Origin of the sequence: Streptomyces griseocarneus, assembly GCF_014655595.1 — a bacterium.
In the GTDB taxonomy this organism is placed as follows: domain Bacteria; phylum Actinomycetota; class Actinomycetes; order Streptomycetales; family Streptomycetaceae; genus Streptomyces; species Streptomyces griseocarneus.
The window spans coordinates 312,499-338,749 of the sequence record NZ_BNBL01000003.1; the positions used below are offsets into that span (position 1 = coordinate 312,499).

Sequence of the window (26,251 nt, forward strand, 5' to 3'; positions counted from 1 at the left end):
CCGGCCGCGGGCCGGGGTCGGTTTCCGGAGTCGGTTTCCGGAGTCGGATTCCGGGGTCAGTTGCCGGGGACGCGGACGATCAGGGCGTCGCCCTGGCCGCCGCCGCCGCAGAGCGCGGCCGCGCCGGTCCCGCCGCCGCGGCGCTTGAGCTCCAGGGCGAGGTGCAGCACGATGCGGGCGCCCGACATGCCGATCGGGTGGCCGAGCGCGATGGCGCCGCCGTTGACGTTCACCTTTTCAGGGGATACGCCCAGATCCTTCATGGACTGCACCGCGACGGCCGCGAACGCCTCGTTGATCTCGATCAGGTCGAGGTCGTCGACCGTCAGCCCCTCCTTGCCCAGCGCGTGCCGGATGGCGTTGGACGGCTGGGACTGCAGGGAGTTGTCGGGGCCGGCCACGTTGCCGTGGGCGCCGATCTCGGCGATCCAGGCCAGGCCCAGCTCCTCGGCCTTCTCCTTGCTCATCACGACCACCGCGGCGGCGCCGTCGGAGATCTGCGAGGACGTGCCGGCCGTGATCGTGCCGTCCCTGGTGAAGGCGGGCCGCAGCTTGCCCAGCGACTCCGCCGTGGTCTCCGGGCGGATGCCCTCGTCCTTGCTGAAGACGACCGGCTCGCCCTTGCGCTGCGGGATCTCCACGGGGGTGATCTCGGCCTCGAACAGGCCGTTCTTCTGCGCGGCGGCCGCCCGCTGGTGGGACAGGGCCGCGATCTCGTCCTGCTCGGGGCGGCGGATGCCCAGCCGGGTGTTGTGCTTCTCGGTGGACTCGCCCATCGCGATGTTCTCGAAGGCGTCCGTCAGGCCGTCGTGCGCCATCGCGTCGAGCATCTCGACGGCGCCGTACTTGAAGCCCTCGCGGGACTTGGGCAGCAGGTGCGGGGCGTTGGTCATCGACTCCTGGCCACCGGCCACCACGATGTCGAACTCGCCCGCGCGGATGAGCTGGTCGGCCAGCGCGATGGCGTCCAGGCCCGACAGGCAGACCTTGTTGACGGTCAGGGCGGGCACGTTCATGGGGATGCCGGCCTTGACGGCGGCCTGGCGGGCCGGGATCTGTCCGGCGCCGGCCTGCAGCACCTGACCCATGATCACGTACTGCACCTGGTCGCCGCCGATGCCCGCCCGGTCCAGCGCCGCCTTGATGGCGAAGCCGCCCAGGTCGGCGCCGGAGAAGCTGCGCAGCGAGCCCAGCAGGCGGCCCATGGGCGTGCGGGCGCCCGCGACGATGACGGAGGTGCGGCGATTGTTGCCGTTCGTACCAGACATGGACGCGGCCCCTTCGAGCAGAGGGATGTTAACGACGGTTCCCGTCAATGTACTGAGCGGTACGGCACCCGGTCACCGGGCCGAAGGTGTGATCGCGCGCACGTTGCGTAACCACCCCGTCCGGCGGTGCACTGGAGCCATGCTGACGCGCATCGACCACATCGGGATCGCCTGCTTCGACCTCGACAGGACCGTCGAGTTCTACCGTGCCACGTACGGCTTCGAGGTGTTCCACACGGAGGTCAACGAGGAGCAGGGCGTCCGCGAGGCCATGCTCAAAATCAACGGGACGTCCGACGGCGGCGCCTCCTACCTGCAGCTGCTGGAGCCGACGCGGGAGGACTCCGCGGTCGGCAAGTGGCTGGCGAAGAACGGCGAGGGCGTTCACCACATCGCGTTCGGCACCGCGGACGTGGACGGTGACGCGCGGGCCATCGGGGAGAAGGGCGTACGGGTCCTCTACGACGAACCCCGCCGGGGCTCGATGGGCTCGCGCATCACGTTCCTGCACCCCAAGGACTGCCACGGCGTGCTCACCGAACTGGTCACCTCGGCACCCCGCCCGGAGGCGGAGCACTGACCCACCCCTCCCCCGGCCGGTAGAGTGCGGGTTCGGCCGGGGTTACCGGGTGGCCCCCGGGCCCGGGCTGTACCGATGATCTGACACCATTTCTTCGGAAGGGCGGGCTCCGGGTTCCACCACCGACGCAGTACGGGGCCGGCCGCCGACGCGACCAGGGGACGGATGGACCGCGCTGTGCGGGGCTACGAGCGCCAGGAGAGTCAGCTGGAGGAAGCCGACCACCTCTCGAAGTTCGAGGCCGAGATGAAGCGGCTGAAGACCGAGCGGGAGAAGGCTGTCCAGCACGCCGACGACCTCGGCTACCAGGTCGAGGTGCTGCGCGCCAAGCTCCACGAGGCGCGCCGCAACCTCGCACACCGTCCCGCCTATGACTCGGCGGACATCGGCTACCAGGCCGAGCAGCTGCTGCGCAACGCCCAGATCCAGGCGGAGCAGCTGCGCACGGACGCCGAGCGCGAGCTGCGCGAGGCCCGGGCCCAGACGCAGCGCCTGCTCCAGGAGCAGGCCGAGCGCCAGGCCCGGATGGAGGCGGAGCTGCACGCCGAGGCGGTGGCCCGCCGCCAGCGCCTGGACGAGGAGCTCAACGAGCGCCGCCGCACCGTCGAGTCGCACGTCAACGAGAACGTCGCCTGGGCCGAGCAGCTGCGCGCCCGCACGGAGTCGCAGGCGCGCCGGCTGCTGGAGGAGTCGCGGACGGAGGCCGAGCAGGCCCTGGCCGCGGCCCGTACCGAGGCCCAGCGGCTGACCGAGCAGGCCAGCAGCCGGCTCGGGGCCGCCGCCGAGGAGGCCCGCGCGGAAGCCGAAGCGATCCTGCGCCGGGCGCGCACGGACGCCGAGCGGCTGCTGAGCGCCGCCTCCGCGCAGGCCCAGGAGGCCACCGACCACGCCGAGCAGCTGCGCACGTCCACCAGCGCCGAGTCCGACCAGGCCCGCACGGCCGCCACCGAGATGACGCGCACGGCCGAGACGCGCCTGCAGGAGGCCGACACGGCGCTGCGCGAGGCGCGGGCCGAGGCCGACAAGCTGGTCGCCGAGGCGAAGGAGGCCGCCTCCCGGCGGCTGGCCGGCGCCGAGTCGGACAACGAGCAGCGCACCCGTACGGCCAGGGCCGAGATCGCCCGCCTGGTGAGCGAGGCCACCAAGGAGGCCGAGGCCCTCAAGGCCGAGGCCGAGCAGCTGCGCGCGGACGCCGCGGCCGAGGCCGAGCGGCTGGTGGCCGAGGCCGCCGAGAAGGCGCGCAGCGCCGTCGCCGAGGACTCCGCCGCCGCCCTGGCCAAGGCCGCCCGTACGGCCGAGGAGGTGCTGGCGAAGGCGTCGGAGGACGCCCTGGCCACCACGAAGGCCGCCGCCGCCGAGGCCGAGCGGATCCGTGGTGAGGCGGAGGCCGAGGCCGAGCGGCTGCGGGAGCAGGCCGCGGACACCGCCGAGCAGCTCAAGGGCGAGGCGAAGGACGACACCAAGGAGTACCGCGCCAGGACCGTCGAGCTCCAGGAGGAGGCCCGGCGGCTGCGCGGGGAGGCCGAGCAGCTGCGTGCGGAGGCCGTCGCCGAGGGCGAGCGGATCCGCGGCGAGGCGCGCCGCGAGGCGCTGCAGCAGATCGAGGAGGCGGCCAGCACCGCCGAGGAGCTGCTGGGCAAGGCCAAGGCCAACGCGGAGGAGACGCGCGCCGGCGCGACCGCGGAGAGCGAGCGGGTGCGCACCGAGGCCGCCGAGCGTGCCGCCACGCTGCGCAAGCAGGCCGAGGAGGCCCTGGAGCGGGCCCGCGCCGAGGCCGAGGAGATGGCCGAGGAGGCCGAGGACCACGCCGAGCGCACGCGCACCGAGGCCGCCGAGGCCGCGCGCCGTACGCGCGAGGAGGCCGAGCAGGCGGCCCGCGCCCGCGCCGAGGAGGCCGCGGCGGAGCTGGCCCGGCTGCAGTCCGAGGCCGAGCAGCGCGTGGAGTCGGCCGAGACGGCGCTGCGCGAGGCCCGTGCGGAGGCCGAGCGGCTGCGCCGGGAGACGGCCGAGGAGAGCGAGCGGCTGCGCACGGAGTCCGCGGAGCGGGTGCGCGCGCTGCGGGAGCAGGCCGAGGACGAGGCCGAGCGGCTGCGGGCCGAGGCCGCCGAGGAGGCGGCCGGGGCCCGCGCGGAGGGCGAGGCCACGGCCGCGCGCCTGGTGAGCGAGGCCGAGGAGGAGTCGGAGCGGCTGCGCACGGAGGCGCAGGAGAGCGCCGACCGGCTGCGGGCGGAGGCGAACGCCGCCGCCGAGCGCACGGCCGCCGAGGCCGCCGAGGCGCTGGCCGCCGCGCAGGAGGAGGCCACCCGGCGGCGCCGGGAGGCCGAGGAGCTGCTCGGCGACGCCCGTTCGGAGGCGCAGGCCGAGCGCGAGGCGGCGCACGAGCAGAGCGAGGAGCTGCTGGCCTCGGCGCGCAAGCGGGTCGCCGAGGCGCAGGAGGAGGGGCGGCGCCTGGTCGAGGAGGCCGAGCAGCGGGCGAGCGAGCTCGTGGCCGCCGCCGAGCAGACCGCCCAGCAGGTGCGCGACGCCGTGGCGGGTCTGCACGAGCAGGCCGAGGAGGAGATCGCCGGGCTGCGTTCGGCCGCCGAGCACAACGCCGAACGGACCGTCACCGACGCCCAGATCGAGGCCGACCGGGTCCGTGCCGAGGCGTACGCCGAGCGCGAGCGCGCCGACGAGGAGGCCGCGGCCACCCGTGCGGAGGCCAAGGCCGCCGCGGAGGCCGCCAAGGAGCTGGCGGAGCGCACGGTCGCGGAGGCCATCGCCGAGGGCTCTCGCGTGGAGGCCGAGGCCGCCCGGGTCCTGGACGAGGCCCGCGAGGCGGCGAACGCCCGCCGCACCGAGGCCGCCGGGCAGGCCGACGAGCTGATCGCCGAGGCCTCGAAGGAGGCCGAGCGGCTGCGTGCCGAGGCGGCCCGTGCCCTCGAGGAGGCCCGTGAGGCGGCCGACGCCCAGCGGGCGGAGGCGGGCGAGCAGGCCCGCGTCGCGCTGGCCGAGGCCGGCGAGGAGGCCGAGCGGCTGCGGACCGAGGCGGCCCGTACGGTCGACGAGGCCCGCGAGGCCGCGAACGCCCGTCGCACGGAGGCCGCGCAGCAGGCGGACGAGCTGATCGCCGAGGCGACGAACGAGGCGGAGCGGCTGGTGGCCGAGGCCGCCGAGCTGGTGGAGACCGCCACGGCGGACGCCGCCCGGCTCGAGGGCGAGGCCCGCGAGGCGGCAGAGGCCCACCGGTCGCAGGCCGAGGCGGACGCGGACCGGCTGCGTGCCGAGGCGGCCCGTACGGTCGACGAGGCGCGCGAGGCGGCCAACGCCCAGCGCACGGAGGCCGCGCAGCAGGCGGACGAGCTCATCGCGAAGGCGGCGAGCGAGGCGGAGAAGATGGCCGCCGAGGCCGCCCGCACCCTGGACGAGGCCCGTGAGGCCGCCGAGGCCCAGCGGGCCGAGGCGGGCGAGCTGGCCGAGCGTGCCCTGGCCGAGGCCGCCGAGGAGGCGGAGCGGCTGCGTGCGGCCGCCGTCGAGAAGAAGGCCAAGGCCGACGAGCAGGCCGACGCCGTGGTCGCCAAGGCGACGGCCGAGGCCGAGCGGCTGGTGGCGGACGCGTCCGCGAAGGCGCAGCAGATGCGCACGGACGCCTCCGACGCGCTGGCGTCGGCGGAGCAGGACGCGGCGCGTACGCGCGCCGAGGCCCGCGAGGACGCGAACAAGATCCGGTCCGAGGGCCGGGCCGAGGCCGACCGCATCGTCAACGAGGCGGCGGAGCTGACGGCTTCGGCGCAGGACGACGCCGATCAGATCGTGGACAAGGCCCGCCAGGCGGCGAACGCCCGCCGGGCTGAGGCAGCGCAGCAGGCGGACGAGCTCATCGCGAAGGCGACGAGCGAGGCGGAGAAGATGGCCGCCGAGGCCGGCCTGGCCCTCGAGGAGGCCCGCGAGGCCGCCGATGCCCACCGTGCGCAGGCCGCCGAGCAGGCCGAGCGTGCCGTCGCCGAGGCGGAGGCCGCGGCGACGCGGCTGCGCTCGGACGCGGACGAGGCGCTGGAGAGCGCCCGCCGGGAGGCGGCGCGCACCACCGACGAGGCGCGCGAGGCCGCGAACGCCCGTCGTGCGGAGGCCGCCGAGCAGGCGGACACCCTGGTCGCCGAGGCGACGGCGGAGGCGGAGCGGATGGCCGCCGAGGCCGCCGAGGCGCTGGCCGCCGCGCAGGAGAACGCCAACAGCACGCGGGCCGACTCCGCGCGGATCAAGGCCGACGCCGTCCAGGAGGCGGAGCGGCTGCGCGCCGAGGCCCGTGCCGAGGGCGAGCGGACGATCGACCAGGCCCGGGACGCGGGCGCCAGGAAGCTGGCGGACGCGGCCGAGCAGGCGGACGCGCTGGTCGCCAAGGCGCAGGAGGAGGCGGTACGGGCCGCCACGGCCGCCGAGGAGCAGGCCGACGCCATGGTGGGCGCCGCCCGCAAGGAGGCCGAGCGGATCGTCAAGGAGGCCACCGGCGAGGGCAACGCGCTGGTGGAGCAGGCCCGTACGGACGCCAACACCATGCTCGCCGAGGCGCGTGGGGACGCCACCGCCATAAGGGAGCGGGCCGAGGAGCTGCGCTCCCGGATCGAGACCGACGTCGAGGAGCTGCACGAGCGGGCCCGCCGGGAGGCGGCCGAGGCGATGCAGTCGGCGGGCGAGCGCTGCGACAAGCTGGTCGCTGCCGCCACCGAGCAGCTGACGGAGGCGGAGGAGAAGGCGGAGAAGCTGATCTCCAACGCCCAGAGCGAGGCCAGCAAGGTGCGCATCACCGCCGTGAAGAAGGCGGACGCCCTCATCAAGGAGGCCGAGCAGAAGAAGACGGCCGCTGTACGCGAGGCCGAGCGCCTGCGCACCGAGGCTCGGGAGGAGGCCGCGCGCCTTCTCGAGGAGGGGAAGCGGGAGTTGGAGGTCCTGGTCCGCCGTCGCGAGGACATTCAGGCCGAGATTTCCCGTGTCCAGGACGTGTTGGAAGCGTTGGAATCATTTGAGTCCCCGGGGGCGGGTGGCTCCAAGGACGGCGGGGTGAAGGCGGCGGCCGGTGTCGGCGCAACTCGATCGGGTGGCAAGCAGGACCGAAAGTAGCCACTCAATCGAGGGGTCATTTTCCAGATTCCCCCACCGTCTACCACCATCTGCTCGATGACACGCCGCTCACGCCCCTAGGATTCGCTCTATCACCTCACAGGTCTCCAATGACAGGAACCCCATGAGCGACACTTCCTCCCCCTTCGGCTTCGAGTTGGTGCGGCGTGGATACGACCGCGGCCAGGTGGACGACCGCATTACGAAGCTCGTAGCGGACCGTGACAGCGCACTGGCCCGGATCACTTCTCTGGAAAAGCGCATCGAGGAGCTGCACCTCGAAACGCAGAACGCTCAGGCCCAGATCAATGACGCCGAGCCGTCGTACGCGGGGCTCGGGGCGCGGGTCGAGAAGATCCTCAGGCTGGCCGAGGAAGAGGCCAAGGACCTGCGTGAGGAGGCCCGGCGGGCCGCCGAGCAGCACCGCGAGCTGGCCGAGTCGGCGGCCCAGCAGGTGCGCAACGACGCCGAGTCGTTCGCCGCCGACCGCAAGGCGAAGGCGGAGGACGAGGGCGCCCGGATCGTCGAGAAGGCCAAGGGCGACGCCGCCCAGCTGCGCAGCGAGGCGCAGAAGGACGCCCAGTCCAAGCGCGAGGAGGCGGACGCCCTCTTCGAGGAGACCCGCGCCAAGGCCGCCCAGGCCGCCGCGGACTTCGAGACCAACCTGGCCAAGCGCCGCGAGCAGTCCGAGCGCGACCTGGCCTCCCGCCAGGCGAAGGCCGAAAAGCGCCTTGCGGAGATCGAGCACCGCGCCGAGCAGCTGCGCCTGGAGGCGGAGAAGCTGCGCACGGACGCCGAGCGCCGGGCCCGGCAGACGGTGGAGACCGCGCAGCGCCAGGCCGAGGACATCGTGGCCGACGCCAACGCCAAGGCGGACCGCATCCGCAGCGAGTCCGAGCGCGAGCTGGCGGCGCTGACCAACCGCCGCGACAGCATCAACGCCCAGCTGACCAACGTGCGCGAGATGCTGGCGACGCTGACCGGAGCGGCCGTGGCGGCGGCCGGGGTGCCGGGTGACGACGAGCCGATCTCGCGCGGCGTTCCGGCCCAGCAGAGCCGCTGACACGGCGGCCGCACCGCACTCGGCCGGGGGATCCTGTGCTCGGCGCGTCATGTGCCGCCCGAAGGGGCGCCTGACGCGCCGAGTGGTCTGTGGGAGAGGGGCTTCCGGAAGGGCGCGCACCACGTATGGCGGAGCCTGTGCCACCGGTGGCGGGGCCCGGTGGGCGCGCTTACCGTGGCTGAATGATCGAGCTTGAGGGGCTGACCAAGCACTACGGCGACGTCCGCGCCGTGGATCACCTCACGTTCACCGTCCGGCCCGGCATCATCACGGGCTTCCTGGGCCCCAATGGGGCGGGCAAGTCGACGACCATGCGGATGATGCTCGATCTGGACCACCCCACCAGCGGCACGGTCCGCATCGACGGCAGGCACTACCGCGAACTGCACGACCCCCTCAGGACCGTCGGCGCCCTGCTGGACGCCAAGGCGATGCACGGCGGCCGCAGCGCGTACCACCACCTGCTGTGCCTGGCGCAGAGCAACGGCATCCCGGCGGGCCGGGTGCGGGAGGCGCTGGACACCGTGGGGCTGTCCTCCGTGGCCCGCAAGCGCACCAAGGGCTTCTCGCTCGGCATGGGCCAGCGCCTGGGCATCGCGGGGGCCCTGCTGGGCGATCCGCAGATCCTGATGTTCGACGAGCCGGTCAACGGGCTCGACCCCGAGGGCATCCACTGGATCCGCAACCTCATGAAGGGCCTGGCAGCGCAGGGCCGTACGGTCTTCGTCTCCTCCCACCTGATGAGCGAGATGGCGCTGACCGCCGACCACCTGGTGGTCATCGGCCAGGGCAGGCTGCTGGCCGACACCAGCATGGCGGACTTCATCGCGGAGAACTCCCGCTCGTTCGTGCGGATGCGCTCGCCCGACCACGAGCGGCTGCGGGAGGTGCTGCGCGGCGCCGGCATCGACTTCGCGCCCGGCGCCGAGGGGGCGCTGGAGGTCGCGGGCGAGGACGCGGCGCACCTGGGCGAGCTGGCGGCGCGGCACCAGCTCGTGCTGCACGAGCTGAGCCCCCAGTCGGCCTCGCTGGAGGAGGCGTTCATGCGGCTGACGGCCGGGTCGGTGGAGTACCACGCGCACGAGAACCACCGCCCGGCGGCCGCGGCGCCGGCGCCCGCGGCGGACGGACAGTGGGGTGCCGGCTGGCGGAAGAAGGGATCCTGACCATGGCGGTGGCGGCCCAGGTCCTGCGGTCGGAATGGACGAAGATCAAATCCGTGCGTTCCACGGTGTGGACGCTGGGACTCGCACTGGTGGTCACGGTCGGTCTCGGTGCGCTGATCAGCGCACTCGCCAAGAAGGACTTCGACCGCCTCGATCCGCAGGGAAAGATCGAATTCGATCCCACATTCGTCAGCTTCGCGGGAATGGGACTCGGTCAGCTCGCATTGATCGTTTTTGGTGTGCTGGTGGTCTCGAATGAATACAGCACGGGAATGATCCGCACATCGCTGGCGGCCGTCCCGCAGCGCGGCACGTTTCTCTTCAGCAAGATCACCATTGCCACGCTGCTCGCATTCACCGTCGGAATGATCACGAGTTTCGCGGCGTTCTTCACCGGCCAGGCGATGCTGGGGATCCACCGGGCCTCGCTCGGCGACCCCGGCGTCCTGCGCGCCGTCATCGGCGGCGGCCTCTACATGACGCTGATCACGGTCTTCTCGATGGGCGTCGCGACGATGCTGCGCAGCCCGATGCTCTCGCTCGGCATCCTGATGCCGTTCTTCTTCCTCATCTCCGCCATCCTGGGCAACGTCTCCGCCACCAAGAAGGTGGGGCGCTACCTCCCCGACCAGGCCGGCCAGAAGGTCATGCGGGTCGTCACGGTCGGCGACGACGCTCCCTACGGCCCCTGGGGCGGCTTCGCGATCATGGCCCTGTGGGTGGTGGCGGCGCTGATCGGCGGCTACGCGGTGCTCACGCGCCGGGACGCGTAGGCCTGTCGGCGGATCATCACGAACGCACGCGTCGCGGTGACCGCGCATTCCGCCGGGCCCTCGCCGCTGCGGTCTCCCGCCGCCACGGCGCCGGACAGGCCCCGGCGCGTGTCCACGCAACCCCGGCATCCGGGCCTTATCACGCCCGTATCTCTCGCATATCGGGAACCGTCAACCCCTCGTCTATCCTCCTAACCCTTACGGGGGCGCCACGCCCTGACCGAAAGCTCGCGAGGGGCGGAGAATGATCGAGGCAGTCGGCCTGACGAAGCGCTACGGCGCCAAGACGGCCGTGCACAACCTGACGTTCCAGGTACGGCCGGGGGCCGTCACCGGCTTCCTGGGGCCCAACGGCTCCGGCAAGTCGACGACGATGCGCATGATCCTCGGCCTGGACGTGCCCTCCGCAGGCCGGGTCACCATCGGCGGGCAGCCCTTCCACAAGCTGCCCAACGCCCCGCGCCAGGTCGGGGCCCTGCTCGACGCGAAGGCCGTGCACGGCGGCCGCAGCGCCCGCATGCACCTGCTCTCCCTCGCCCAGCTCTCCGGCATCCCCGCCCGCCGCGTCGACGAAGTCCTCGGCGTCGTCGGCCTCCAGGACGTGGCCCGCAAGCGCTCCAAGGGCTTCTCGCTCGGCATGGGCCAGCGCCTGGGCATCGCCGCCGCCCTGCTCGGCGACCCCCAGGTGCTGCTCTTCGACGAGCCGGTCAACGGCCTCGACCCCGAGGGCATCCTCTGGGTCCGCAACCTCATGAGGAGCCTGGCGGCCGAGGGCCGTACGGTCTTCGTCTCCTCGCACCTGATGAGCGAGATGGCGCTGACCGCCGACCACCTGATCGTCATCGGGCGCGGGCAGCTCATGGCGGACATGAGCGTCAAGGACTTCATCGCCGCGAACTCGGCCGGCTTCGCGCGCGTGCGCACGCCCGACGGCGAGACCGAGGCGCGCGAGAAGCTGACCGCCGCGCTGGTCGGGGCCGGCGCCCAGGTGCTGCCCGAACAGGACGGCGCCCTGCGGGTGACGGGCCTGGCACTGCCCCGGATCAGCGACATCGCCCACGACGTGGACACCCGCCTGTGGGAGCTCTCCCCGCACCAGGCCTCCCTGGAGGAGGCGTACATGCGGATGACGCAGGGCGCGGTCGACTACCGCTCCACGCAGGACCAGCGCTCGGGCCTGCAGGCGCCGCCCGCCCAGCCCGGCTGGCAGCAGCCCGCCGCCGTCCCGCAGGGCTGGGCCGAGCAGGCCTACCCGGTCCTGCCGGGCGAGCAGCCCAACCCCTACGCCCAGCCGGCCCCCGCGCCGCAGGCGCCGGCCCCCGCGGCCCCCGCCACGCCGCCCACTCCCCCGCCCACCGGGCCCGCTCCGCAGGGCGCGCCCGCCGACCTGACCAAGCGCGACAGCGAGGACGCCCGATGACCACCCCGCAGCAGCCCCCCGCGCCCCCGCAGAACGCCCCGCAGACCCCGCCCCACGCAGCGCCGGCCGGGCCCGCGCCCGTGGCGCCGCCGCACCCGGGCGCGCAGCCCGCCGCCGGGCACCCCGGCCAGGCGCAGGGGTACTGGCCGGGCCAGGCGCCCGCCGGCGGCCCCGCCGGCTACGTGTCGCCGATCCCGATCCGCAGGGCCACCCTCCTCGACGCCGTCGCCTCCGAGTGGACCAAGATCCGGTCCGTGCGGTCGACGATGTGGACGCTGGGCATCATGGTGCTGCTCGTCCTCGGCATCGGCTTCCTGGCCGCGACCCTCGTCGCCGGCCAGGACGGCGACACCGGCAACTCCTCGCCGCTCGCCCTCGGTTTCTTCGGGGTGCTGCTCGGCATCATCTGCGTGGTCACGCTCGGCGTGCTGACGATCTCCTCCGAGTACGGCACCGGCATGATCCGTACGACCCTGACCGCGTGCCCGGACCGCGGGCGGGTGCTGGCGGCCAAGTCGCTCGTCTTCTTCCTGCTGACGTTCGTGATCACCCTGGTCTCCACCGGGATGATCGCGATGGTCGACTCCACGCTGCTCAACGGCATGACCAGCTACAGCCCGGACGCCGACGCCTGGCTGCGGGCGACGGTCGGGGTGAGCCTGTACGTGGCGACGCTGGGCCTGCTGGGGCTCGCCGTGGGCGCGCTGCTGCGGCACTCCGCCGGGGCGATCACGGTCATGCTGGGCGTGGTCCTGCTGCCGATGGTGCTGTCGCTGTTCATGATGGGCGACGCCCTCTCGGACGTCCGCAAGGCGCTCATCGAGTACTCGATCCCGATGCAGCTCTCGGCGTTCTACGCCACCGAGGCCGACCACATGACCGGGCCCACGGGCTGGACCCCGCTGTGGATCATGCTGGGCGTGGCCGCCGTGGCGCTGGCCGGCGCGTACGCCTCGATGACCAAGCGCGACGCGTGACCGGCCGCTGAACAGGCGGCCCGGGTCAGTACCGGGGCGCGTTGCGAGACCGCTGGAGCCGCGCGCTCCGGCGGTCTTTCGCGTTCCAGCAGGAGGTGTGCCAGTGCCGGCGGTCCTCGACGCCGCCGCCGAACTGCGGCCAGGCCACCACGTGCGGCACCCCCGGCGGGATCTCCTGGTCGCAGCCGGGGCACCGGTAGTGCTTCGCCGCAGCGCCGCCGCCGATCATGCGGACCGCCCACTCCTCGCCCTGCCAGCTCTCGGTGCGCTCGAGGCCGTAGCGCGCGCCGCTGTCGTCGCGCGGGAGGGGGGACGTGCGGTCGGTCCCGCCTCGCGGGCGGTTTCGGCGCGGGGACACGGGGCACCTCGGTGGGTCTGGGGCTACGGGTCGTGACCAGCCTACGCGTCACGGTCACCGCCCCGGCCCGGTGTCCCCCGGCTCTATGGCGCCCGCGCTCCGATCATCATGAAAACTTCACGCACGGCCGTACCTTCGGCACGTGTCAGCCGTTATTGCCTCCAGGGGGATGCCGCGTCGGTCGCTAGGAGGAACAAAGAGCGATGCGCGTTGGAGCATTTGTCCTGGCCGCCCAATTCCCGGGCCAGGGGCACGGGGAGGCGCTGTACCGGGCCGTCCGCTCGGCGGAGGTCGCCGAGGAGGCGGGGCTGGACGCGGTCTGGCTGGCAGAGCACCACTTCGTGCCGTACGGAGTGTGCCCGTCGGCGGTGACCCTCGCCGCCCTGCTGCTCGGCCGCACCCGCACCCTCGGGGTGGGCACGGCCGTCAGCGTCCTGCCCACCACCCACCCGGTGACCCTGGGGGAGCAGGCGGCGCTGCTGCACCTCACCTCGGGCGGAAGGTTCACCCTCGGGGTGGGCCGCGGCGGGCCCTGGGTGGACCTGGAGGTCTTCAACTCGGGCCTGGGGGCGTACGAAGAGGGGTTCCCCGAGTCGCTCGAACTGCTGATGCGCTGGCTGCGGGAGCCCCGGGTGGGCAGCGAGGGAGAACGGTTCTCCTTCCGCGAGGTCCCGGTCGTGCCCCGCCCGGACGAGCTGCTGGACTCCGCCGGCCCCGGCGTGGTCGTCGCGTGCACCTCGCCCGCCAGCGTGCGGCTGGCGGCGGCGCACGGGCTGCCGATGCTGCTGGGCATGCACAGCGAGGACCAGGAGAAGGCGGACATGGTCGCCCTGTGGCGCAAGTGCGCGCTGGAGGCGGGGCGTTCACCCGATGAGGTGGCGTCGGCCGGTCATGTGGCGGCCGGGGTGGTGCAGATCGCCGACCGGTGCCAGGAGGCGCGCGAGACGCTGCTGAAGACGATGCCGGGCTGGCTGCACCACGGCCTGTCGGCGCACGTGACCGTCGACGGCAGGACCCGCCGGATGCGCGATCCGCTCGCGTACACGGAGCTGCTGTGCGACCTCCACCCCGTCGGCTCGCCCCGGCTCTGCGCCGACCGTCTCGCGGCCACCCGCGAGCGCACGGGCATCGGCCGCTTCGCGCTGCTCGCCGAGGGCTCCGGCGACCTCGCGGCCACCGAGGAGAACCTCCGGCGCCTGGGCACGGACGTGCTGCCCCTGCTCGTCTGACCCGGTTCCCGTCCGCGTTCCCGTCCGCCTCACCTCGTCCGACCCGCCGGCCACAGGCCCCGGCGGAGCTGCCGCCCCCGTTCTCCGCACCTCCCGCACTCGGAGCGGCAGCACAGGACGCGTCAGCAGTCCCGGAGCTCCGGCGACTGGTTCAGCAGCTGGCCCCTGATCGAGGTGAAGCGGGCCAGTCGCTCGTCCACCGACGGGTCGGTCGGGAAGACGGCCACCCGGTGGCAGTTCTGGAACGCCAGGCGGACCCCGAAGTGCCGCTGCAGCGCACCGCGAATCGCGTCACTCGCCAGGGCGCGCAGCAGCTGGCCGCGCGCCTGCTCGTCCGGCGGGGGCGTCCGGTTGTCGGCGAACTGTCCGCCTTCGACCTTGAGCCGGTCCACCAGGGAGCTGATCATCTCCCATGCGTAGGGCAGGGAGGTCCGGACGCAGTCGACGAAATCGGCTTCGTCGACCTCGCCTCGCTCGGCCTGTTCGAGGAGGGCCGGTGAGACGTCGAGCGACATGGGTTCTCCTCTCGCGACCCCGCGAGCGGGGTCTCAGGGATGGGCGAGCGGACGACGACGCCCTGTGCCCGTACGGCGACCGCCCGCTTCAACGGTAATCCGGCCACTGCTGCCCCACCAGGAGAACGCGGACAACTGGCCAAAGCCCGAGGGGGTCTTCCGGGGCGAATCGCGTGAAGTGGCAGGAGTCGAGTAGCGTGGCTCACCATGCGTCTCGTCATCGCCCGTTGCTCCGTGGACTACGCGGGCCGGCTCACCGCCCACCTGCCCTCCGCCCCCCGCCTCATTCTGGTGAAGGCGGACGGCAGCGTCTCGATCCACGCCGACGACAGGGCCTACAAGCCCCTGAACTGGATGTCGCCGCCGTGCACCCTCAAGGAGGGCGACGGAGTCTGGACGGTGATCAACAAGGCGGGCGAGAAGCTCATCATCACCATGGAGGAGGTCCTGCACGACTCCTCGCACGAGCTGGGCGTGGACCCCGGCCTGATCAAGGACGGCGTGGAGGCGCACCTCCAGGAGCTCCTGGCGGACCGCATCGAGACCCTCGGCGAGGGCTACACCCTCATCCGCCGCGAATACCCCACGGCCATCGGCCCGGTGGACATCCTCTGCCGCGACGCGGACGGCGCGACGGTGGCCGTGGAGCTCAAGCGGCGCGGCGAGATCGACGGTGTGGAGCAGCTCACCCGCTACCTCGAGCTCCTCAACCGCGACCCGCACCTGGCCCCCGTGCGCGGCATCTTCGCCGCCCAGGAGATCAAGCCCCAGGCCCGCGTGCTCGCCACGGACCGCGGCATCGGCTGCGTCGTCCTGGACTACGACGCGCTGCGCGGCATCGAGGACGACAAGCTGCGGCTGTTCTGACCGGCCGGCCGCCCGGACCTCTCCGGGCGGCCGCCGCACGACGCGAAAGAGGGCCCGTACGGTGCGTACGGGCCCTCTTCGCGTGGGCGCGGGGCGCAAGACCCCTAAGCGACCGGAGTGCCGCTGCCCGTGGAGCCGCCTGTGGAGCCGCCGCCCGTGGCGGTCCCGCCCGGGGCGGGGCCGCTCGCCGAGTTGGAGCTGGCGCCCGTGGGGGGCTGGGGGGCCTTGGTCGGGGGCTCGGGGGGCGTGGTGGTCGGGGGCTTGTCCTCGGTCTTCGTGGGCGTGGGCGGCGTCGGCCTGGGGCTCTCCCCGCCGCCGGGCGAGCGGGTCGGGCTCTGCGAGGGCCGGCCGGGCGTGGGCGACTGCGTGGCCGGGCCGCCGCTGCCGGACGCGGACGGCGAGGCACTGCCGGACGCGCCGGGCGAGCTGGGCGTCCCGCTGGCCCCGGGCGACTGGCCGGGCTTGCCCGCGTGGCCGGGCACCTGCGGGTGCCCGCTCTCGCCCGGCGCCGGCTCGTCGGCGCTCAGCCCGCCGCCGCCGTCCTGCTGCGATGCCGACTGGCCCGGCTTGACCGTCTCCGAGCGGTCGCCGTCCTTGCCGCCCGTGGTGGCGCCGAGGGTGACGACGGTGCCGAGGACGGCGGCGAGGAGGGCGCCCGCGCCCGCCGCGAGGAGGTTGCGCCGGTTGCCGCCCGCCATGAGCTTGTGCGCCCACGATCCCCGGCCCAGCGGGCCGCGGCGCGGGGGCGCGGACGGGCCGGGCACCGCCGGTGCGGCGGCCGCCGGGGCACCGGCCGCGGCCGGCACGCGGCTGACGATCGCGGTCGTGGCGTCGGTGGGCTGCGGCCGGGCGGGACGCGCCGTGGCCGGCTTGGCCGGGGGCGCGGCGGACTCCTCGCTGCGGGCGGCCGGGACCTCCTCGCCGGAGGGCGTACGCCCGGGCAGCGGGGGCAGCGGCGGTACGGCCGTGGAGCCCGTGCGCGCCGGGCCGCCGCCCGGCACGGTCCGGGCGCCCATCGCCAGGCCCGAGCGGTCGGCGACGAGGGCCAGCGCCCGGCGTCCGGCGACCGCGCCGCGCCTGTCGGCGAGCACGCCGCGCAGCCCGATGGAGGCCTCCAGCTCCGCACGGGCCCGGTCGAGGTTGCCGGTGCACAGCGCCAGCACGCCCAACTCGTGGTGGAAATACGCTTCTTCGCCGACTTCGCCGGCCAGGCGTGCGGCCTCCTGGCCGGCGCGCAGGCTGCGTTCCCAGGCGCCCCAGTGCAGCGCCGCCGCGAAGGCCGGTGCGGCGGTACGGGCGAGCAGCACCGCGGCGGCCCGGTGCCCGGCGTCGCCGTCGGCGATGAGGGCGCCGAGCGCGGCGAGGATCGCCTCGCCCTCCACGGCGATCCGCTCGGGGGTGACGGAGGGGTGCCCGGCCCACCAGGCGTAGTGCTGGGCGGCGGAGTGCGCCCGGGCGGCGGCCTCGTCGCCGTAGCCCTCGGCGAGGAGCTGCTCGGCCACGCCGGCCGCCAGCCGGTAGTGGGCGCCGACGGGGGTGATCAGTCCGCAGGCGAGGAGGTCGCCGACGGCAGCGTCGGCGTGGGTGTCGCCGGCCAGGGCGGGCAGGTGCGCCTGGTGGGGCATCTCGCCGCCGAGCGCGACGGCGAAGCGCAGGGCGTCCCGGGCGGCCTCGCCCAGCCGGGAGGCGAGCAGGGCGGCGGGGGCCGCCGCCTCGGCGAGGGTGGGCAGCGGTGCGGTCCGCCCGTCGCCCTCGCCGTCGCCCGCGGCCTCGGCGGCGGCCGCCGCGTAGGGCCGCTCGGCGAAGACGCCGAACTCGTCGGCGGCGGGGGGCTGGGAGGTGAGCTCGTCCAGCTGCCGCAGCAGCGCGCCGGCCTGGACGAACCGCAGCGGCAGGCCCTCGGACTCGAACCACAGGTCCGCGGCCCAGCCGGCCTCCTCGTCCGTGAGCGGCCGGTCGACGGCCAGCTCCAGCAGCTCCAGGCAGCCGGTGCGGTCGAGTCCGCCGAGGAAGACCTCTTCCACGTGCGAGTCGGTGGAGGGCGCGGCGACGTCGGGGGTGGCGGCGAGGAGGAAGGCGCACTCGGGTGTGGCGTCGAGGAGTTCGTCGAGCGCGGCGCCGCCGAACTCGAGGTCGTCGAGGACGACCACGGCGCCGATCTCGTGCACGGCGGCCAGCAACTCGCCCCGCTCCAGGCGGTGCAGCGGCGCGTGGTGGACGGCGGTGAAGAGGTCGTGGAGCAGGTCGGCCGGCGTGCGGCGGTAGCCGCTGAGCCGGACGACGCCGTCGGGCGCCAGGCCCGCGCAGTCCTCGGCGATGGCGTCCAGCAGGACGCTGCGGCCGGCCCCGGAGGGCCCGGTCAGCCGCACCGAGCGGCCGCGGGAGAGCAGCCGGCCCAGGCGCTCGCGCTCCTCCGTGCGCCCCACCAGGGGCAGATCGGGACCGGTCCGGCGGGCGGGCGGCGGGGGCGCGGCGGCGCGGCGCAGGCCGTCGCGCCGCTCGGGGCCGTGGCGCTCCGGTCTGGCGGGCAGGGCGCCGGGCGGGCAGGGCTCTATCTCGCTGCCGTCGACGGGGTTGACGGTGAGGAGGTAGTCACCGGTGACGAGCTGGACGACGCGGACCGGACCCTGTGCGGCGGGGGCCTCCGGTGTCGCGGCGGCCTCGCGCGGCGGGCGCTGCGGGGCGCCCGTCTCGTCGGGAGTCCGCTCGTCGTCGTGGAATTCCTCGGATCCGCGGTTCGTCGGGTCCATGGTTCAGAGCCCCCAAGATGCGTGGCGTGCCGTCGTGCCCTCCGGCCTGTCCGCACTCCTTCGACCTCCGGCCGGGAGCTGTCCGGGCCGTCGATTCCGGTCCGGTGCCCGCCGTGGGCTTTCGTAGGCGGCGGGAAACCGAACAGACCTTGCCACAGTATCTACGACGGGGAGGGTGCCACGGCGCCACGGGACGTCACAGTCTCATGAGGATCGGGGCACTCGGGCCTCGAGGGGCTCACCGGGCCCGTCCGGCGCCCCGTGGCACACGAGGGGTCTCACACGCGCGGCAGGGGGCGCCGGGGGCAGTCCTCCTCGATGGCGAGGATGCGGTGCAGCCGCGTGGCCACCAGGAGGCGCTGCATCCGGTCCGGCACCCCGCGCAGGACGAGCCGCCGGCCGGTGCGGCCGGCGCGGCGGTGGGCGCCCATGATGACGCCGAGGCCGGTGGCGTCCCAGGAGTCCAGCTCGGTCAGGTCCAGGACGAGGTCGCCCCGGCCGCCGTCCAGGGCGGAGTGCAGGACCGTACGGGCGTCCGCCGCGCTGCGGACGTCGAGGCGGCCCCCGACGACCAGTTCGGCGTGATCGCCCCTGATGTGCATATGCGCTCCCGGGAGTGGTGCCTGATGTGGATGTGGCTCTAAAGAACTGACTGCCTCTCACACCACAAAGTTGCCGCCTTCAGGCGAACCAATACCAAGTTCACCCTGGTGGGTGAACTTGGTATCAATCCGGCCGTCAGTGCTGGTAAAAGCCCTGGCCGCTCTTGCGGCCGAGGTCGCCGGCGTCGACCATGCGGCGCATGATCTCCGGCGGGGCGAACTTCTCGTCCTGGCACTCGGTGTAGATGTTGCCCGTGGCGTGCATGAGGATGTCGATGCCCGTCAGGTCGGCGGTCGCCAGCGGCCCCATGGCGTGCCCGAAGCCCAGCTTGCAGGCGATGTCGATGTCCTCGGCGCTGGCCACGCCCGACTCGTACAGCTTGGCCGCCTCCACCACCAGCGCGGAGATCAGGCGGGTGGTGACGAAGCCGGCGACGTCGCGGTTGACGACGATGCAGGTCTTGCCGACGCCCTCGGCGAACTCCCGGGCCTTGGCGAGCGTTTCGTCGCTGGTCTTGTAGCCGCGCACCAGCTCGCACAGCTGCATCATGGGAACGGGCGAGAAGAAGTGCGCGCCCACGACGCGCTCGGGGCGCTGCGTGGCGGCCGCGATCTTGGTGATCGGGATGGCGGAGGTGTTGGAGGCGAGGACGGTCTCGTCCTTCACCAGCCCGTCCAGGGTGCGGAAGATGTCCCGCTTGGTGTCGATGTCCTCGAACACCGCCTCGACGACGATGTCGGCGTCGGCGGCCGCGTCGAGATCCGTGGTCGTGGTGATCCGGGCCAGCGCCTGCTCGGCGGCCGCGGCCTCCAGCTTCCCCTTGGAGACGAACTTCTCGTACGAGGCCTTGATGCCGTCCGTACCGCGCTTGAGCGCCGCGTCGGTGACGTCCCGCAGCACGACGTCCCACCCGGCCTGGGCGGAGACCTGCGCGATCCCGGAGCCCATCAGTCCGGCGCCGATGACGGCGAGCTTCTTGGCCACCACTGTCCCCTTACTCCCTGTGCATGTATCTGTGCATTCACGCCTCTCCGCCCGGAGATTAGCGCCCGTCGGCGCACGTGTGGGCAGTAAGAGATGCGCGTCACGTCCCAGATGACGGACGTCACACCGAGACGGCCACGGGGTATGCCCCACGGTGCAGTTGGGTCACTTCCGTCACACTGATCACAGGTTGGGGCGCGGCGCGGGCGGCCCGCGCGGGCGGTGCGTGGCTAGGCTCGTACCCATGGTCAATCTGACGCGCATCTACACCCGCACCGGCGACGACGGCACGACCGCACTCGGTGACATGAGCCGCACCGTCAAGACCGACACCCGCATCGCGGCGTACGCCGACGCGAACGAGGCGAACGCCGCGATCGGGGTGGCCATCGCGCTCGGTCAGCTGCCGGCGGAGGTCGTCAAGGTGCTCGTACGGGTCCAGAACGACCTCTTCGACGTGGGCGCGGACCTGGCGACCCCGGTCGTGGAGGAGCCCAAATACCCGCCGCTGCGGGTGGAGCAGTCCTACATCGACAAGCTCGAGGCGGACTGCGACCGCTTCCTCGAGGACCTGGAGAAGCTCCGCAGCTTCATCCTGCCGGGCGGCACGCCGGGCGCCGCCCTGCTGCACCAGGCCTGCACGGTGGTCCGCCGGGCCGAGCGCTCCACGTGGGCGGCGCTGGAGATGCACGGCGACATCATGAACCACCTGACGGCCACCTACCTCAACCGCCTCTCGGACCTGCTGTTCATTCTCGCCAGGACGGCGAACAAGGACCTCGGCGACATCCTGTGGGTGCCCGGCGAGAACCGCTGAGGCGGATGAGAACCGCTGACGCGGATGGAAGACCGGGGAGACGGGGGGCCGCTCCGTCTCCCCGGCCGCTTGGGGGTGGGCAGGGCTACCGGAGCCCGTCGTCCACGGCCTTCATGAGCGTTCCGCCGTCTCCCGACATCTCCCAGATCATCACGCCGCCGAGCCTCTTCGTCTTCAGCCAGGCCGTCTTCTTCCCGATGGACCAGGCGTCGTCGAAGGTCCACCACTGGCCGCCCGCGCCCGTGTAGCCGTACGTGGCGACCGACGTCTCGTCGTGGCGGACGGTCAGGTTGGGGACGGACGCGAGGAGGTTGTCGTAGCCGCGGGTGCCGGCCTCCTCGGGGAACTGGCCGGGGGCCGCGCCGCCCGCGCTCTGCCAGGCGCCGTTCGCGCCGCCGTCGGCGACCTGCTGCCAGCCGCGGCCGTAGAAGGCCAGCCCCAGGACGACCTTGCGGGGTTCGACGCCGGCGTCGAGATAGGTCCGCACGGTGGTGTCCACGCTGAACTTCGTGGTGTACGGGTCCTTGGGGTCCTCGAACAGATTGCCCTGGTGTCCCGTGCGATTCGGCTCCCAGCTGTTGTCGCTGCCCGAGCCGTGGAAGTCGTAGCCCTGGACGTTGGCGAAGTCCATGGAGTCCAGGACGCTGGGCGTGCCGTCTTTGGTGGTGATGTCCCAGCCCGCTTCGATCTTGGCAGGGTCGGCCGGGGTGAAGGCGGTCAGCAGGTACTTCTTCCCGGTCGTGGAGCTCAGCGCGTCGAGCTGGCGGCGGAACTCCGCGAACAGCAGGGTGTTGTTGGCCTTGTCGTCCTTGGAGACGTGGTTGCCGGCGTGGCCCTCGGAACCCGGCCACTCCCAGTCGATGTCGAAGCCGTCGAAGATGCCGGCGGCGACGCCCGCCCCGCCGCGACCGTTCGTCGCGGGCAGGTTCCCCTTGATGTACATGTCGATGCAGGACTTCACGAACTTCTGCCGCGAGGCGTCGGTCCTGGCGACGTCGGAGAAGTACTTGCTGTAGGTCCAGCCCCCGATGGACATGTTGATCTTCAGCTTGGGGTGCTTGGCCTTGAGCTTCTTCAGCTGGTTGAAGTTCCCGGCCAGCGGCTGGTCCCAGGTGTCGCCCACGCCGTCGACGGACTCGCCGGCGCCGAAGCCCTTCTCGTAGTCGGCCCAGGAGTCACCGGCGCCGTCGCCCTGGGAGGGGTCCTGGGGGTTGGGCGTGGTGGCCTTGGTGACGCCGTTGAGACAGGTGAGATTGACCGGATCGATGTTGGAGAAGGCGTAGTTGATGTGGGTGAGCCGGGCGGCGGCCCCCGTGGTGTCGAGGGACTTCACCGTGTAGCCGCGCCCGTAGATGCCCCACTGCACGAAGTAGCCCGCCTTGACGGCGTCCGTGCCCGGCTGGGGATCGCCGCCCCCGCCCGTGGTCCGCACGTTGAGCGGGGCGCTGGCGGGGCCGGTCTGGTCGGCGGTGTCGCGGGCGACGACCGTGTAGGTGTAGTCGGTGCCGGCGCTCAGGCCGGTGTCGGTGTGGGCGAGCTTGGCGACGGTGGCGACCTTGGCCTTGCCGCGGTAGACGTCGTAGTTCTTGACGCCCTTGTCGTCCGTGGCCGCGCCCCACTTGAGGGAGACGCTGTCGGCGGTGACGGAAGCGGCGGTGGGGGTGCCCGGGGCGCCGGGCGGGCTGTCGGACGGCGATCCGCCGTCGCAGGAGCCGCCGTTGATCCGGCAGCCGGAGGGCTCGCCGTCGCCGGAGCCGACGAAGCCGAAGGTGACGGAGGCGCCGGGCGCGACGGTGCCGTTGTACTCGCGGTTCCTGGCCGTCACATGCCCTGAGGAGCCGCTGACCAGCGCGTCCCAGTACGAGCTGACGGTGGTGCCGGAGGGGAAGTCCCACTCGACGGTCCAGCCGTCGAGGGCGGTGGTGCCGGTGTTCTTCACCGTCCACTGCGCCTGGAAGCCCGTCCCCCAGTCGGAGGTCTTGGCGAAGGTCGCCGTGACGGCGGGGGCGGCAGGGGCGGCGGGGGCGGTATGGGCCGGGGCGGCGAGGCCGACGACGAGGCCGAGGGGGAGCAGCAGGGCGGTGAGCGCCGCGAGCGGGGCTCTGGAGGTGAGGCGTCCGGGTAATCTTCCGTGTCCCGTGGTTCCTGTGCTCAAGGCAAGCTCCTCGGGTGAGGGCCGTACAGGGTGGGGGGTGCGCGTTGTGAGGGGAGCGTAGGAAGGTCCGTACCAATGGTCAAGAGGTCTGGACCAGACCCAACTCCCGGGCCAGCACCGCCGCCTGCACCCTGCTGCGCAGCTCCAGCTTCCCCAGCAGCCGGCTGACATGGGTCTTCACCGTCGCCTCCGCCATGCCCAGCCGTCGCGCGACCTCCGCGTTCGACAGCCCCTCCCCCACGCACGCCAGCACCTCCCGCTCGCGGCGGGTGAGGACGTCGAGCACGGACGCGTCGGGCGCGCCGGGTGAGCGCACGGGCGTAGGGTGCGCGAACTCCGCGATGAGCCGCCGGGTGACGACCGGGGAGATCAGCCCCTCCCCCCGCGCCACCGTGCGCACCGCCGTCACCAGGTCCGCCGCCTCGCTGTCCTTGAGCAGGAACCCCGCGGCGCCCGCCCGCAGCGCCCCGAAGACGTACTCGTCCAGGTCGAAGGTGGTCAGCACCAGCACGTCGGCGAGGCGCTCGCCGGTGATCAGCCGGGTGGCCGACACCCCGTCCATGCGCGGCATCTGCACGTCCATCAGCACCAGGTCCGGCCGCAGCTCACGGGCCAGCCGGACGGCCGTCTCGCCGTCGCCCGCCTCCCCGACGACCTCGATGTCCGCCGCCGAGCGCAGAATGAGCACGAGCCCCGACCGCACGGCGGCCTGGTCCTCGGCGACAACGACACGGATCATCGCGTCTCCTCCTCGTCCACGGGCAGCAGGGCCCGTACTTCCCAGAACTTCCCCTCGGCCGGCCCGGCCGCCAGCTCGCCGCCCAGCAGCGCGACGCGCTCGCGCATGCCGGTCAGGCCCGCCCCGGCCCCCGGGGCGCGCGGCCCCGGCCGGTCGCCCAGGACGCTGGCGATCCGTACCACCAGGGCGCCGTCGTCCCTGGCCAGCGCCACGCTCACCTCGCCCGGCGCCGCGTGCTTGACCGCGTTGGTCAGCGACTCCTGCACGATGCGGTACGCCGCCAGCTCGACCGGCACGGGCAGGGCGCCGGGGCCCCGCCCGTCGTGCAGGACGAAGGAGAAGCGGTCGTCGCGCACGGCCGTACGGGCCTGCTCGAGCAGTGCGTCGAGGCCGGCGAGGGTCGGGGTGGGCGCCGGCTCGTCCGCGTCCTTCGCCTGCTCGCGCAGCAGACCGATCAGCCGGCGCATCTCCGCGAGGCCCTGCACGCTGTTCTCCCGGATCACCCCGAGCGCCTCCCGGGACGCCCCCGGCTCGTCGATCGACAGCGCGGCCGAGGAGTGTATGGCGATGGCGGACAGGTGGCCCGCGACCATGTCGTGCAGCTCGCGCGCCATGCGGGCGCGCTCCGCCCCCACCGCCTCGCGCCGGTCCAGCTCGGCCAGCAGCGCGGTCCGCTCCGCCGCCAGCCGGGCGGCCTCGGCCCGGTCCCGGTGCACCCGGATGCCCACGCCCGTCCAGGCGGGCGCCACGGTGATCAGCGCGAAGGTGATGCCGAGCAGCAGCGCCGCCGGCTCCCGCATCAGGGCCAGCGCCAGCAGCGTCGCCACCACCGTGCCGATCTCGCAGGCCCGGGGGATGCGGCGGGCCGTGGCGGGCGACCCGTACAGGACGGCCGCGTAGACCAGGTCCGTGTACATCACCACGGTGGCCAGGAGCGTTCCCGTGCAGATGTCCAGCGTCACCGCCGCCGTGCCGATCGCCAGGGCCGTCAGCGGGGCCCGGCGGCGCAGCAGTTCGGTGCCGGACATCACCACCAGGGCGACGAGGGAGAGCCACGTGGGCAGCCCCCCGACCGGCTTGCCGTAGTACAGCCCCATGAGCCACAGCAGCAGGCCGCCGAGCAGCCCGGAGGCCGCGATGAGGGCGTCGACGCGCTGGGGGTGGCGGAGGAAGCGGACCGGCATGGGTCCATCACAGCACGTCGTACGGGGTCCGGCCGTCCGCCGGGGGGCTCCTCGGCACCGGCCGGCAGTACATCGAAGGATGCAGTCCGATGTCGTCGTGCGCGATGACGAAATGCCCGGTCAGGGACGTGAGGCTGGAGGCGAGGGAAGGGAGAGAACCGTGATCGTCACGCTGATCGTCGCCTGCGAGGTGGGCTTCTGGATCCTGCTGGCCGGCGGACTGAGCCTGCGATACCTGGCCCGGATGCCCCGGGCGGGGATCGCCGTGCTGTTGCTCGAGCCCGTGCTGGAGCTGGTGCTGCTGATCGTCACCGCGATCGACCTGAAGAACGGCGCCACGGCCGGTATGAAGCACGGCCTGGCCGCCGTCTACATCGGCTTCTCGGTGGCTCTCGGCCACTCCATGATCAAGTGGGCCGACCAGCGCTTCGCCCACCGCTTCGCGGGCGGCCCGCCGCCGGTGAAGCCGCCGAAGTACGGCATGGCGCGCACGGTGCACGAGTGGAAGACGGCCGGCCAGTGGGTGCTGGCCGCGGTGATCGCCATGGGGCTGCTGCAGGCGGCCGCGTGGTACGTGGGGGGCTCGGGCGACGTCAGCTCGCTGCGGATGTGGCAGTCGAGGATGCTGTGGGTGATCGGCATCAACGTGGTCATCGCGCTGAGCTACACGATCTGGCCCAAGCAGGAGAAGAAGACCGAGCCGGCGGAGGAGCGGGAGAAGACCCGCGCCTAGGCGACGTTGACTCTCTGCCCGGGCGGGGCCGCCTCGAGCCAGGCCAGGAAGCCGGTGAGCGCGTCCTCGCTCATCGCCAGCTCCAGGCGGGTGCCCTGGTGGAGACAGGCCAGGACGATGGCGTCCGACAGCAGCGCCAGCTCCTCCTCGCCCTGCGGCGTGCGCCGCTCCAGCACCTCGATGGAGTCGCGCTGCAGGACGCGGCGCGGGCGAGGGGCGTACGAGAAGACCCGGAACCACTCGATCCGGTCACCGTTGTAGCGCGCGACCCCGTACACCCAGCCTTTTCCGGCGGGTCCGGGGTCGTTTTCGGGAACGTTCCAGCGCAGACTGCAGTCGAACGTACCGCCGGACCGCTGGATGAGCCGCCTGCGCAGCCCGAAGACGAAGAGTCCCACCAGCACCAGTAGAACGACGATGCCGCTCACGAGCAGAGCGAGGACCATCTCCACCGACCTCCTCGCATCATCTAGAGCTGCACCTGCGTTATCGCCTCAGCCGCGGACCGCCCTGGAGGTCTTCCAGGCCGGTCCGCGGCTGAGGGTCGTACTCGAAGCGGGACGCGGGCTAGCGAACGCCCGTGACCGCCTTCAGCCGGACATCCGCGCGGCGCTCGGCGGCCGCGTCGGCGTCCGCCTTGGCGCGCTCGAGCGCCCGCTCGGCGCGCTCGACGTCGATCTCGTCGGCAAGCTCCGCGATCTCGGCGAGCAGCGAGAGCTTGTCGTCCGCGAACGAGATGAACCCACCGTGCACCGCGGCGACGACGTTGCCGTCGGCGGTCTTGATGGTCACCGGGCCGGACTCCAGCACACCGAGCAGCGGCTGGTGGCCGGGCATGACGCCGATGTCACCCGATGTGGTACGCGCGATGACCAGAGTGGCCTCGCCGGACCAGACGCTTCGGTCCGCCGCGACCAGCTCGACGTGCAGCTCAGCAGCCAACGTGGCTCCTCGGGTCTCCACCCGCCGGGTG

The 26,251-nt window shown here is 73.3% G+C and carries 22 protein-coding genes; 11 read left to right on the forward strand and 11 right to left on the reverse strand.

Annotation, left to right across the window (positions count from 1 at the left end; translation table 11 throughout):
* Positions 1-56: 56 nt before the first annotated feature.
* Complete coding sequence (locus IE295_RS10140) at positions 57-1,268, reverse strand: acetyl-CoA C-acetyltransferase (protein ID WP_190063224.1); 1,212 nt, start codon at positions 1,266-1,268, stop codon at positions 57-59.
* Positions 1,269-1,407: 139 nt separating this feature from the next.
* Here IE295_RS10140 and mce point away from each other — a divergent pair, with 139 nt between their 5' ends.
* From mce to IE295_RS10175, 7 genes are all read left to right on the forward strand, one after another.
* On the forward strand, positions 1,408-1,848 hold the full coding sequence (gene mce / locus IE295_RS10145) for a methylmalonyl-CoA epimerase (RefSeq protein WP_190063225.1): 441 nt from the start codon (positions 1,408-1,410) through the stop codon (positions 1,846-1,848).
* Between the two features lie 177 nt (positions 1,849-2,025).
* Positions 2,026-6,945 carry a polarized growth protein Scy gene (gene scy, locus IE295_RS10150; RefSeq protein WP_443732309.1) on the forward strand — a complete coding sequence of 1,640 codons (4,920 nt, stop codon included), beginning with the start codon at positions 2,026-2,028 and terminating at the stop codon, positions 6,943-6,945.
* A gap of 124 nt (positions 6,946-7,069) precedes the next feature.
* A complete protein-coding gene (locus IE295_RS10155; RefSeq protein WP_086568306.1) occupies positions 7,070-8,008 on the forward strand; it encodes a coiled-coil domain-containing protein in 939 nt (312 codons plus the stop codon).
* A gap of 182 nt (positions 8,009-8,190) precedes the next feature.
* On the forward strand, positions 8,191-9,174 hold the full coding sequence (locus IE295_RS10160; protein WP_190063227.1) for an ATP-binding cassette domain-containing protein: 984 nt from the start codon (positions 8,191-8,193) through the stop codon (positions 9,172-9,174).
* 2 nt (positions 9,175-9,176) lie between these two features.
* Positions 9,177-9,947 (forward strand): ABC transporter permease, encoded by a 771-nt coding sequence (locus tag IE295_RS10165; protein ID WP_190063228.1) that lies wholly within the window; start codon positions 9,177-9,179, stop codon positions 9,945-9,947.
* Positions 9,948-10,191: 244 nt separating this feature from the next.
* A complete protein-coding gene (locus tag IE295_RS10170; protein ID WP_190063229.1) occupies positions 10,192-11,367 on the forward strand; it encodes an ABC transporter ATP-binding protein in 1,176 nt (391 codons plus the stop codon).
* Positions 11,364-12,344 (forward strand): ABC transporter permease subunit, encoded by a 981-nt coding sequence (locus IE295_RS10175; RefSeq protein WP_190063230.1) that lies wholly within the window; start codon positions 11,364-11,366, stop codon positions 12,342-12,344. Before IE295_RS10170 ends, IE295_RS10175 begins: the two co-directional genes overlap by 4 nt.
* 25 nt (positions 12,345-12,369) lie before the next feature.
* Here IE295_RS10175 and IE295_RS10180 read toward each other — a convergent pair whose 3' ends face one another.
* A complete protein-coding gene (locus IE295_RS10180; protein ID WP_190063231.1) occupies positions 12,370-12,702 on the reverse strand; it encodes an Rv1322 family protein in 333 nt (110 codons plus the stop codon).
* 203 nt (positions 12,703-12,905) lie between these two features.
* On the opposite strand from IE295_RS10180, the gene IE295_RS10185 reads away from it, so the two are divergent.
* Positions 12,906-13,931 (forward strand): LLM class flavin-dependent oxidoreductase, encoded by a 1,026-nt coding sequence (locus IE295_RS10185; RefSeq protein WP_190063232.1) that lies wholly within the window; start codon positions 12,906-12,908, stop codon positions 13,929-13,931.
* A gap of 122 nt (positions 13,932-14,053) precedes the next feature.
* Here IE295_RS10185 and IE295_RS10190 read toward each other — a convergent pair whose 3' ends face one another.
* Positions 14,054-14,446, reverse strand: coding sequence for an SCO5389 family protein (locus tag IE295_RS10190; RefSeq protein ID WP_190063233.1), 393 nt, complete (start codon positions 14,444-14,446; stop codon positions 14,054-14,056).
* A 207-nt stretch (positions 14,447-14,653) separates the two neighbouring features.
* Here IE295_RS10190 and nucS point away from each other — a divergent pair, with 207 nt between their 5' ends.
* Positions 14,654-15,313 (forward strand): endonuclease NucS, encoded by a 660-nt coding sequence (nucS, locus tag IE295_RS10195; protein WP_190063234.1) that lies wholly within the window; start codon positions 14,654-14,656, stop codon positions 15,311-15,313.
* A gap of 104 nt (positions 15,314-15,417) precedes the next feature.
* Here the strand turns inward: nucS and IE295_RS10200 are convergent, their stop codons facing one another.
* The 3 genes from IE295_RS10200 to IE295_RS10210 all read right to left on the reverse strand — a co-directional run bounded on the left by IE295_RS10200 (position 15,418) and on the right by IE295_RS10210 (position 19,650).
* Positions 15,418-18,063: an ATP-binding protein gene (locus tag IE295_RS10200; protein ID WP_190063235.1), complete on the reverse strand. Its 2,646-nt coding sequence runs from the start codon at positions 18,061-18,063 to the stop codon at positions 15,418-15,420.
* A gap of 278 nt (positions 18,064-18,341) precedes the next feature.
* Positions 18,342-18,665 carry an STAS domain-containing protein gene (locus tag IE295_RS10205; protein ID WP_190063236.1) on the reverse strand — a complete coding sequence of 108 codons (324 nt, stop codon included), beginning with the start codon at positions 18,663-18,665 and terminating at the stop codon, positions 18,342-18,344.
* Positions 18,666-18,801: 136 nt separating this feature from the next.
* Complete coding sequence (locus IE295_RS10210; RefSeq protein ID WP_190063237.1) at positions 18,802-19,650, reverse strand: 3-hydroxyacyl-CoA dehydrogenase family protein; 849 nt, start codon at positions 19,648-19,650, stop codon at positions 18,802-18,804.
* A 244-nt stretch (positions 19,651-19,894) separates the two neighbouring features.
* On the opposite strand from IE295_RS10210, the gene IE295_RS10215 reads away from it, so the two are divergent.
* Positions 19,895-20,467: a cob(I)yrinic acid a,c-diamide adenosyltransferase gene (locus tag IE295_RS10215; RefSeq protein WP_190063238.1), complete on the forward strand. Its 573-nt coding sequence runs from the start codon at positions 19,895-19,897 to the stop codon at positions 20,465-20,467.
* Positions 20,468-20,552: 85 nt separating this feature from the next.
* Here the strand turns inward: IE295_RS10215 and IE295_RS10220 are convergent, their stop codons facing one another.
* From IE295_RS10220 to IE295_RS10230, 3 genes are all read right to left on the reverse strand, one after another.
* Positions 20,553-22,622 (reverse strand): glycoside hydrolase family 18 chitinase, encoded by a 2,070-nt coding sequence (locus IE295_RS10220; protein ID WP_224323060.1) that lies wholly within the window; start codon positions 22,620-22,622, stop codon positions 20,553-20,555.
* A gap of 79 nt (positions 22,623-22,701) precedes the next feature.
* Positions 22,702-23,361, reverse strand: a complete 660-nt coding sequence (locus IE295_RS10225) for a response regulator (protein ID WP_190063240.1) — start codon at positions 23,359-23,361, stop codon at positions 22,702-22,704.
* A complete protein-coding gene (locus tag IE295_RS10230; protein ID WP_190063241.1) occupies positions 23,358-24,545 on the reverse strand; it encodes a sensor histidine kinase in 1,188 nt (395 codons plus the stop codon). The genes IE295_RS10225 and IE295_RS10230 overlap by 4 nt, the downstream gene beginning before the upstream one ends.
* Before the next feature lie 160 nt (positions 24,546-24,705).
* Between IE295_RS10230 and IE295_RS10235 the strand changes: the two genes are divergently transcribed.
* Positions 24,706-25,278: a hypothetical protein gene (locus IE295_RS10235; RefSeq protein WP_190063242.1), complete on the forward strand. Its 573-nt coding sequence runs from the start codon at positions 24,706-24,708 to the stop codon at positions 25,276-25,278.
* On the opposite strand, the gene IE295_RS10240 is transcribed toward IE295_RS10235, so the two are convergent.
* Positions 25,275-25,724, reverse strand: a complete 450-nt coding sequence (locus tag IE295_RS10240; RefSeq protein ID WP_190063243.1) for a DUF2550 domain-containing protein — start codon at positions 25,722-25,724, stop codon at positions 25,275-25,277. The two genes, IE295_RS10235 and IE295_RS10240, sit on opposite strands and share 4 nt — an antisense overlap.
* 121 nt (positions 25,725-25,845) lie before the next feature.
* On the reverse strand, positions 25,846-26,220 hold the full coding sequence (locus IE295_RS10245; protein ID WP_190063244.1) for a F0F1 ATP synthase subunit epsilon: 375 nt from the start codon (positions 26,218-26,220) through the stop codon (positions 25,846-25,848).
* Positions 26,221-26,251 lie beyond the last annotated feature (31 nt).

Coding starts and splice junctions, on each gene's coding strand:
- IE295_RS10165 (WP_190063228.1), top strand. CDS start 9,177: ATGGCGGTGGCGGCCCAGGTCCTGCGGTCGGAATGGACGAAGATCAAA.
- IE295_RS10215 (WP_190063238.1), top strand. CDS start 19,895: ATGGTCAATCTGACGCGCATCTACACCCGCACCGGCGACGACGGCACG.
- IE295_RS10205 (WP_190063236.1), bottom strand. CDS start 18,665: ATGCACATCAGGGGCGATCACGCCGAACTGGTCGTCGGGGGCCGCCTC.
- IE295_RS10240 (WP_190063243.1), bottom strand. CDS start 25,724: ATGGTCCTCGCTCTGCTCGTGAGCGGCATCGTCGTTCTACTGGTGCTG.
- IE295_RS10155 (WP_086568306.1), top strand. CDS start 7,070: ATGAGCGACACTTCCTCCCCCTTCGGCTTCGAGTTGGTGCGGCGTGGA.
- IE295_RS10175 (WP_190063230.1), top strand. CDS start 11,364: ATGACCACCCCGCAGCAGCCCCCCGCGCCCCCGCAGAACGCCCCGCAG.
- IE295_RS10170 (WP_190063229.1), top strand. CDS start 10,192: ATGATCGAGGCAGTCGGCCTGACGAAGCGCTACGGCGCCAAGACGGCC.
- IE295_RS10185 (WP_190063232.1), top strand. CDS start 12,906: ATGCGCGTTGGAGCATTTGTCCTGGCCGCCCAATTCCCGGGCCAGGGG.
- IE295_RS10190 (WP_190063233.1), bottom strand. CDS start 14,446: ATGTCGCTCGACGTCTCACCGGCCCTCCTCGAACAGGCCGAGCGAGGC.
- IE295_RS10160 (WP_190063227.1), top strand. CDS start 8,191: ATGATCGAGCTTGAGGGGCTGACCAAGCACTACGGCGACGTCCGCGCC.
- IE295_RS10200 (WP_190063235.1), bottom strand. CDS start 18,063: ATGGACCCGACGAACCGCGGATCCGAGGAATTCCACGACGACGAGCGG.
- nucS (WP_190063234.1), top strand. CDS start 14,654: ATGCGTCTCGTCATCGCCCGTTGCTCCGTGGACTACGCGGGCCGGCTC.
- IE295_RS10140 (WP_190063224.1), bottom strand. CDS start 1,268: ATGTCTGGTACGAACGGCAACAATCGCCGCACCTCCGTCATCGTCGCG.
- IE295_RS10225 (WP_190063240.1), bottom strand. CDS start 23,361: ATGATCCGTGTCGTTGTCGCCGAGGACCAGGCCGCCGTGCGGTCGGGG.
- IE295_RS10230 (WP_190063241.1), bottom strand. CDS start 24,545: ATGCCGGTCCGCTTCCTCCGCCACCCCCAGCGCGTCGACGCCCTCATC.
- mce (WP_190063225.1), top strand. CDS start 1,408: ATGCTGACGCGCATCGACCACATCGGGATCGCCTGCTTCGACCTCGAC.